9 protein-coding genes and 1 pseudogene are annotated in these 8,067 nt (G+C 39.5%); all 10 read left to right on the top strand.

Features of this window, described 5'->3' with window-relative positions; genetic code table 11:
- Window positions 1–435 (top strand): annotated as a pseudogene (locus ACFINE_RS08760) (DUF3792 domain-containing protein); the annotation flags it as partial.
- Window positions 436–657: 222 nt separating this feature from the next.
- Window positions 658–807 carry a hypothetical protein gene (locus ACFINE_RS08755; protein WP_375621766.1) on the top strand — a complete coding sequence of 50 codons (150 nt, stop codon included), beginning with the start codon at window positions 658–660 and terminating at the stop codon, window positions 805–807.
- 64 nt (window positions 808–871) lie between these two features.
- Entirely contained in the window at window positions 872–2,062 is a 1,191-nt protein-coding gene (locus ACFINE_RS08750; protein WP_375621765.1) for a hypothetical protein, read from the top strand.
- Window positions 2,059–3,243 carry an MFS transporter gene (locus ACFINE_RS08745; RefSeq protein ID WP_375621764.1) on the top strand — a complete coding sequence of 395 codons (1,185 nt, stop codon included), beginning with the start codon at window positions 2,059–2,061 and terminating at the stop codon, window positions 3,241–3,243. The genes ACFINE_RS08750 and ACFINE_RS08745 overlap by 4 nt, the downstream gene beginning before the upstream one ends.
- Before the next feature lie 208 nt (window positions 3,244–3,451).
- Window positions 3,452–4,126, top strand: coding sequence for a hypothetical protein (locus ACFINE_RS08740; RefSeq protein ID WP_375621763.1), 675 nt, complete (start codon window positions 3,452–3,454; stop codon window positions 4,124–4,126).
- Window positions 4,127–4,136: 10 nt separating this feature from the next.
- Window positions 4,137–5,375: a DUF2087 domain-containing protein gene (locus ACFINE_RS08735; RefSeq protein ID WP_375621762.1), complete on the top strand. Its 1,239-nt coding sequence runs from the start codon at window positions 4,137–4,139 to the stop codon at window positions 5,373–5,375.
- 532 nt (window positions 5,376–5,907) lie between these two features.
- The gene (locus tag ACFINE_RS08730) at window positions 5,908–7,062 is read left to right on the top strand and encodes an MFS transporter (protein WP_375621761.1); all 1,155 of its coding nucleotides are present in this window, start codon (window positions 5,908–5,910) and stop codon (window positions 7,060–7,062) included.
- Window positions 7,063–7,071: 9 nt separating this feature from the next.
- Window positions 7,072–7,236, top strand: coding sequence for a hypothetical protein (locus ACFINE_RS08725; RefSeq protein WP_375621760.1), 165 nt, complete (start codon window positions 7,072–7,074; stop codon window positions 7,234–7,236).
- A 114-nt stretch (window positions 7,237–7,350) separates the two neighbouring features.
- On the top strand, window positions 7,351–7,689 hold the full coding sequence (locus ACFINE_RS08720; RefSeq protein WP_375621759.1) for a hypothetical protein: 339 nt from the start codon (window positions 7,351–7,353) through the stop codon (window positions 7,687–7,689).
- Entirely contained in the window at window positions 7,626–7,769 is a 144-nt protein-coding gene (locus ACFINE_RS08715; protein WP_375621767.1) for a DUF2087 domain-containing protein, read from the top strand. The genes ACFINE_RS08720 and ACFINE_RS08715 overlap by 64 nt, the downstream gene beginning before the upstream one ends.
- Window positions 7,770–8,067 lie beyond the last annotated feature (298 nt).

Genomic DNA, 8,067 nt, shown 5'->3' with positions numbered 1-8,067 from the left:
GGTTCTGCGATAACAGCTTTCAAAAATGATCCTTCTTACTATCGCACCACTTTAAAAAATCTTGGTGAGCGCCTGTCTGATCGTGTAGAAGATCTCACGACAAAATTTGATCGAAGTGATATCATCAACGCGCTCATAAAAGATGGCATGTCCCGTTCGGATGCACAAACAGCAGCCAACCATGCTGTTCAACTCTATCAAAGCGCAGAAGAAAAGACCGAAAAAGCCATCAAAGTCCTTGAAGAACGAGCAGAAACACTCTCAGACAATCTTGAGGATACGATCAAGGGAGCAAAAAACACTGCGACTAAAGCCACAAAAACAGCCTCCAATATGGGGTGGTGGGGCTTTTTAGGAAGTCTGGTAGGCGCCATTATTTCCAGTGTTTTTGGCTATTATGGTTATAGAAGCCGTAAAGACACTTTCATGCTTTAAAACGTCTACCTTTAAAGCAAATACATAAAAAGCTGCACTATGCGTGCAGCTTTTTTTGTAAATTCTTCTTAATCACTCTAAAATTCAGCCCTCTTATTTAAAATGCTCTTTGCAATCAACATAACATTTGACAAAAAATAAAATCTATACTAAGAGGAAATAAGTGGTAATTTTTTTATTTTGGTTATCATTGTTTTTTTATCAACTATAAGGGGGAAATATATGAATATTTCACTTAATGAAGTAAAAGATGCTGTTGAATTGACTGCTGACGAAGTTGTGCCAACTATAATGCTTGATAAGTATGCACAGCGTAACGATGCTCAAATTTGTCAAAATGAGCTTGATGTGAATGGTTCGTTAGAAGTTTAATAATGTATTGTTGATACAGATCTATTTACATATCCAACTTTAAAAATTAAGCTTATTTAATAGCATGTTTCAGTTATTTTCAGAGAGCTTTTCTCAAAAGATTTGGGCTAAGCAAGCAGCTGAATTATCAATTTCACACATCCCTTTCGGTGAAAGGGATGTTTTGAATGCTTTAAGACAATACGCTCTACATCCTCATAAACTCTTAGCTCTTAATCCTAAATCCGAAGTAGTAACAGTGGTTAATGGAGTGCGGAGTCCACGTACTCTTTCAAACTTTCTTGTTTTAGATACGGATAGAACTATAGAAGAATATACTGCCCGCGTTGACCAATATGCCGAAGGACAAGAATGGGCGGTCATGTATTATGGATTATACGCTGCAACCCCTGTTCTATGGGATGTGGCAAAACAGTTTTCAGATCAATTAGCTCATTCTTTAGGTTTTAGGCCTGGTGGACGCGTAGATATTGACTGCTTCATCGGCCGATATTCCTCCACCCATGTTGGGATACATGTGGATCACGCTCATAATTTTGGTTTTACTCTACAGGATGGCAAAACAATGTTTGCATGGCCCAGTACACGAGAAGACCTCCAAGGGCTAAAATATCCTGAATATGAAGCGCATAAATTAACAGCAATTGCGCTGCAAAACCGTACAGACCGTGTTGCCTACTTTCCCCATGATGCTTTCCACGTTGCTGAAACTGGAAAAAATATCGCGGCAAATATCAATATTGCTTTTTGGGAAACAGCACACGATGCACAACATCATAAAAATTATGTCACGCATTTACTCCATCTTGATGATCGAACGCGACATGATATCCGCGCATCAGGAAGAGCAAATTTAAACCCTGATAATGCTTTTCAACACTCTGCACTAAACTCCGCCATCGCAAATGGTACCTTAAAACGCCATATGCTGGTTTCTCAATTAATTTGTGATACAAGTTCACGTTTATGCATCGGTCGCCCCCTTGTTGGCGTCTCCGAAATTGAAAATGGAATCACTCTTCGCCCACCTGCAACCCTGCAATGGGTGCCCTTAACTGAAACAAAAGAACTGCTCATCGCAGCAAACGGACATTGTGCAAGCTTTGAATATAGCTCTCATCTAGAGCATTTCCTTTCTCAACTTTCATCAGGAAAAAAACTAGATCTAGTAAAATTAAATGATACCCCATATAAATATGCACAGCAGGAAATTTTAAAAGCCGTAAAAGCCTTGGCATCTTGGGGAGCATTGTGACAAAGAAAAAATCCATAATTTTGTCCAAAACAGGGCTTTTCTTCGTTTTAGGCTTGAGCAGTTTTGCTGATGAAACCACTCAAGTCACACTTATTCTAAACTTAGCAAAAAACACATCCTCCATTTCAATGCTTCTGTTAGCAGGATTTATCGGAGCAATTTGTGCGGGACCTATTGCTCCGCATCTTTTGCATCACTTCAAACCTGCACGAACAGTGCCCATTATTTTATTATTTCAAGCAATATTCGTAGCTATAGCTGCAATCGCCAACCAGTTTTGGCTTTATATTGCCCTTTCTTTTGCACTGGGCTGTGCTGGTTCACTCTTTTGGTCTGCTATGCTTGTTACTGTGCCTGAATTGGTCAACAATGATCACCAACTAGATCGCATCAACCGCATTCTCCAAACAGTTCGTAATCTTGGCTATATTGCAGGACCACTGTTAGGGGGCGTGTTGTATGGAATATCAAACGGGCAAAAAGGGCTCTTTGCACTTTCCATCATGGTTCTCTGTGCAGCCTTGATCACCATATACTGTTTTAAAAGTTTAAAAATACATACGCAAACAACAAACACAACACAGCAAAGCAAAAAAGGGCTAGACCTAAGAGGCCTCTTGCGTAAAAAAAATGTGGTCTATGCTCTTTCTCCCCTCATCATCACCATCATCCTTACCTCCACTCTAAGCGTATTGCTGATTGTTCGTATACGCACTGAACTAAACTTACGCGGAGAAGTCTATGGAATGATTGCAAGTATGTCGAGCCTCGGACTCGTGGTTGGTCCACTTTGCTTCTCCAGCCTTCTCCACCGCCTTGGTAATGCAGCGGGAGCATCACTAGCTGCCGCAACCATTGGCTTTGGAATTTTTTGTTTATCCCTAACACATATCATATGGTTGATGATGTTATCATCTTTCATCCGTGGAGGTGCTAACGGCGTGCAAAATGCTCTAATGGCAAGTTTTATGATGAAAGCCATCCAGAAAGAACAACGAAACAGTCAAATGCCCGCCTATATTTTCATCCTACAAACAGCCGTGTGCATTGGTTTTATCAGTGCAGGTTTTGTAAAAGTGCACCACACCCAATACACACTCCTTATCATCAGCATCGCCACAATGATCGCAGGCATATTAGGTTTTATCTTGAACAGTGCCGTACAAAAAAAAGGAATATGATAATGGTTAACGGACTTTGCTATCTTTGCTCTCAAGCAAACCATACACCCCAAAAGGACATGACAATCACCCCTCGATAAAATCGTTGTATCTCCCATACAACCCCACACCAACCAATAAGACTTTGATGAACCACTCTTGAGTGTGGAAGAGCTAACAACCATTCCCAAAATTTAGTTTATAGCAAAATAGAAACCGGTTTAACATCATGCAACAAGATCCTATAGGCTTAAACTTTTACAATGGAACAGGCGGCTATGTGTGGCAACTGGCAGACTATATGCGACATGATTGTCATGAGAGCTCCCACACACTTGAATTGCAAAAACCAACGCCGCCCATAGCCATCAATTCTTTCGCTGTCTACCCAAGTGAACTCAATCCTTTATCACGCGTTCAATGGGCAAAAGATGTACAAATAATAAAAAACAAACCAGCACTCATTGGCAAACGGCAAATACAACCCATCACCATTGTTTCTACAAAAGGAGCGGCATTTGGCGGATTCGACTTTCCCACATTTGAAGCACTTCGTGAAGGCTGCCTTGTCCAATCACTGAGGGAAATACAATTCAATGGTACTCTTCTTGCCTCTGGAAGTCTTTTGATATCACTTTTACGACACGGTCTCATCGAAACAGATCAAAAAGCATTTTCAGAAAATGATGCAACCGCTCTTTTACGAGAGCCAACATGTATTATCATAGATTCTTCTCTTGGCAGTCTTGCCATTAATCAACTCAATGGGCGTACAATCCGGCTTCATGAAAAAACAAAACATCTCTTGAAGCAAGCCACCACACCAATACGTATTCAATATCCGCTAGAGGATTCAATAAAGTTTTTTATAAAAGCAGGAATGCTACGATTGGTAAAATTATAAGGATAAAAAGATGCAGCTGATAAGACCTGGCATGGGAACAGAAAATAGTGCACAGCTCATTTATGCGCTTATTCAAATGGCAAGACCGCGCACAGTCATTGAAATCGGTGCTGGTGATAGTACGCGCTTGATTGCTAAAGCACTGCAAAAAGCAAAACAAGCATGGCAACAAGATAAAAAACTTTTAGAATCTTCCACCTGGGAAGAGCGCACAGCTTTGCTTGATCCTTCAGGAATCCTTGAGAATTACGAACCTCGGCTTATCACCATTGATGATTTTACAGTCGAAGGTCAATCAGCCGAAGAAGCATGGCAAGAACTGCTTCAAGGCGGTATTGAAAAAGATACTGTAACATTTATCCATGAGAATTTTTTCTCTCTTGATGATGAAACGCTCAAATCTTGGGGACCAATAGATTTTGCTTGGCTTGATGCTGGTACTCCCGCAGATGATGTGCGATTTGTTATAACCCTTTGGGAACACATCACCGCGGGTGGTTATCTTTGTCTACATGAACCAACCATAACAACAACAATTGCTCTCAATGGCGAACAGCGGGTTCGACGCGTCAGAACTCCTTTGTGGGAAGAAATTCTCTACCGGCTTGATGGCTCCTATGAAGCTTTAACACTCCCCGAAAACCACAAATATCGCCAAAGTGGTCTGGGGATTATTCGCAAACGCACCCCAGCCGAACAAATTGTACGCGCACAATCGCTCCAAGCAGAACTCATAGAAATCAATGAAATTCCCATTCGCAATGATCTTTTGCCCATGGGGAAAGAAACCCTTCACAAACGCAGCACACGCAATTCACTGATCTCTGCCATGACCTCACCGACACTGCGTACTGTTTATGCCGCCATTATCCTTGGTGCAAAAAATCTTACTGATATCCTCAAACATGTCGATTCAGATGCCAAAAACATTCACAAATCCATCAATCGCCTTTTGAATCTCGGACTTATTCACAACACAACAGAAGGATTTCAAGCCGAAGAGACAGTGTGGAAAATGCTAGAAAATAAACATGAGCGGAATAGGGAAAATTTAAGCGACCGCCATTTAGAAACAGAAGAGATGCTATCAAAAATTGGTGAAGCCTTTCAGAAGGAAAAAATCTATAGCGAAACGGAAGTTTCCAAGATATGCAACCTCTTTACGATAGACTTTGCCCGATTACGACGCACTCTTGTTGAGAGAGGTTTTTTACAACGCCATGGAGGCAAATATCAACGCATGCGCTAAAAGAGAATTGAAAAATGATTAGCGAACTCTATCGTTTTTCTTCTCTATTTCAAGAGAATGAATAACCTTCCACTAAAAAAATATAATTTCATTAAAAGGTTACAAAATCATTCATCCCATTCATATGTTGACAATCTATGGAGATGAGATTAGCGTGCTCTCTTCGCAAGAGATGCAATGGGGAAGAAAAAGAATGCGGGATGCCAATTGGTTATCAAAAAGGATTGGGTGGTTATCAAAAAGAATTAGAAATAGTCAAAACCATCAGGAGAAGATATAGGATCAAGGTCTCAATGGATCTTACGATTGTTGCGCGAACATCCGGGCACAGTGTTGTTGCTCAATCCAAATCATGCTCGATATTTCTAAAAACATCGTAGAAAAAACAATATTCTTGCATTGGACTGGCTAGTGAATCAAGAAAGATACTATTTCAACGAAATGTGCACAGCAGAAATAGGGCTGGCAAAACTTCCTCAAAAGATACAACAAAATGTCTTTGATCATTTAACAACACTTCTATGGAAATTCCATGGGCAAAAATAAAATTCCTTTTTTCATCTATAGCACAGTTTTTCTTTCTGAATTTTCCTTTTTCTTTGTACTCCCTCTGCTTGGAAACTCTTCTCTCATAACTGCTGCCAATGTTGCTTTTTATCTCGCTGGATCGGTAATCCTTGAAAGCATTCTCATGGTAACCACAACAGGTTTATTAGAAAGATTTTCGCGTAAACTCTTAATGGCTAGCGCCTTTATTTTAAGGAGTAGCGCTTTTGTGTGCATTATCCTATCGCTCACACCTTCTGCATGGTTGATCTTTTTTACCTTAATGGCTTTTTCGAAAGCAATTTCAAAGCCATTTTTGAGAGAAATTTTATCAGAACATCTGAATAAAAATGCTCTTAAGCGCGCATTAACTCTCTATTCTTTTTTTCAAAATGCTGCTGTCGTTATCGCCCCTCTTGTTGCAACGAGTGCTATAAAATACAACGCATCAACCTTCTTAATGGTTTTTTTTGCACTCATTGGTTTGTATCTTTGTGTTCTATCCATTCAAATTGTTTATCATTACCCAAATAAAACATTATCTCTTGAAAAGAATAAAAAAACAAAAAAAGCTCTTCTTTCTTCTTTAAAAACAATAATACATAATCGTTCTATTGCTTATTTGCTGGTCACGGCTTTGCTGTGTGCATTCCTCATGGGAATTTTCATCACCACCACAACACTTCTCAGTAAATTTGACAGCAATCTCGCCCCTTATAGTGGAATTTTCTTTTCAATTGTTGGCATCAGTATTTGTATCTGGCAAGGAATAATTAATAAACATCTCAGCCTTTCCGATAAATCAACTTTTTATCTGCTCTGCTTTATGGGAAGTTTCTCCTCATTTTTCCTCATAGGTGGGGTCTTTACCGCTGTGACTGCGTTAATTGCCTACAGTGTCTATGAATCTATCATGATTCCAGAAATATACTATCAAGCAGGGAAAACAACCCCATCCCTCTCTGCCAGTGTTCTTTTCAGTTATATTCTTGTTATTTCAAATATTGGCCAAGCCGCCGGCTCATGGACAAGTGGATGGATTATCAGCCATTTCAACAATCATATCGCTTTCACCTTTTGCATGATTGTTGGTGCCTCCGCCTTTGCTTCTTGCCTTTGCCTCATGCAAACGAAAAAATAAGCAGCTTCCATGTCACATATAGTTTTTGCAACCAGTGGCACAACAAGAGCACTCAAAACACTTCGCCATAAATCACTCAATTATGATTTTGTAACACACTCTGCGGCAAAAAAGCTCAAAACGGTCTTTAAAGATTGCTCTGTAAACGCCGTTGCAAATTGTCTCATAGCTTAAAGGATTATGGGATAGACAAGCGTAAGGTAGCTACATTCTGCACGAATAATATTCTATTGATATCCATGTGCAACACAGCCAAATCATTTTTCTTATAATTCGCTCATTTCTGCCATGACCTCACCGACACTACGCGCTGTCTATACTGTTATTATACTTGGTGCTAAAATTCTTTCTGATATCCTCAAACTTGTCAATTCAGAGACCAAAAACATTCACAAATCTATTAATCGTCTTTTAAACCTTGGTCTTATTCAAAACACAACAGAGGGATTTCAAGCAATCGATAAATTATGGCAAGCGCTAGAAGATAAAAATGTACGAAATATGGAAATTTTTAGCGATCACCATTTAGAAACAGAAGATATACTTACAAAAATTGCAGAAGCATTTCAAATAGGAAAAACTATCGCGAAACGGAAACATCAAAAATATGTAGCCTTTTTACTTTAGATTTTGCGAGATTAAGACGAACCTTGGTGGAAAATGGATTTTTAAGACGATATGCAAGCAAATATCAGCGCATACGTTGAAAGAAAAAATTCAAGCATTTGAGTTTTTCTTGTGCAGCGTTTTGTTTTCTGTAAAGAGAGTTTAGGCCAGCTATGCGCCCCCCTTAGTATTTAGTGGTATAGATAGTTTGGAGTTCAAGGAATTGTTTGCAGTTTTTTGTTACAAAAAGTTAGCAGATTGTTTTGAGGATGACGATATACAGGCTACACATAGGACAAAGGGAGAGATGACATAAGAACCAAGAGAATCTGAGTTTAGATCTAATTCCTACAAAGCCTTTATGCGCGTAAATTACATACCTATACGTTCTTTCCCTAC

It is taken from the genome of Bartonella sp. AA97HXZ, assembly GCF_042196985.1.
In the GTDB taxonomy this organism is placed as follows: Bacteria; Pseudomonadota; Alphaproteobacteria; order Rhizobiales; family Rhizobiaceae; genus Bartonella.
This window is presented reverse-complemented; position numbering and strand designations above follow the sequence as displayed.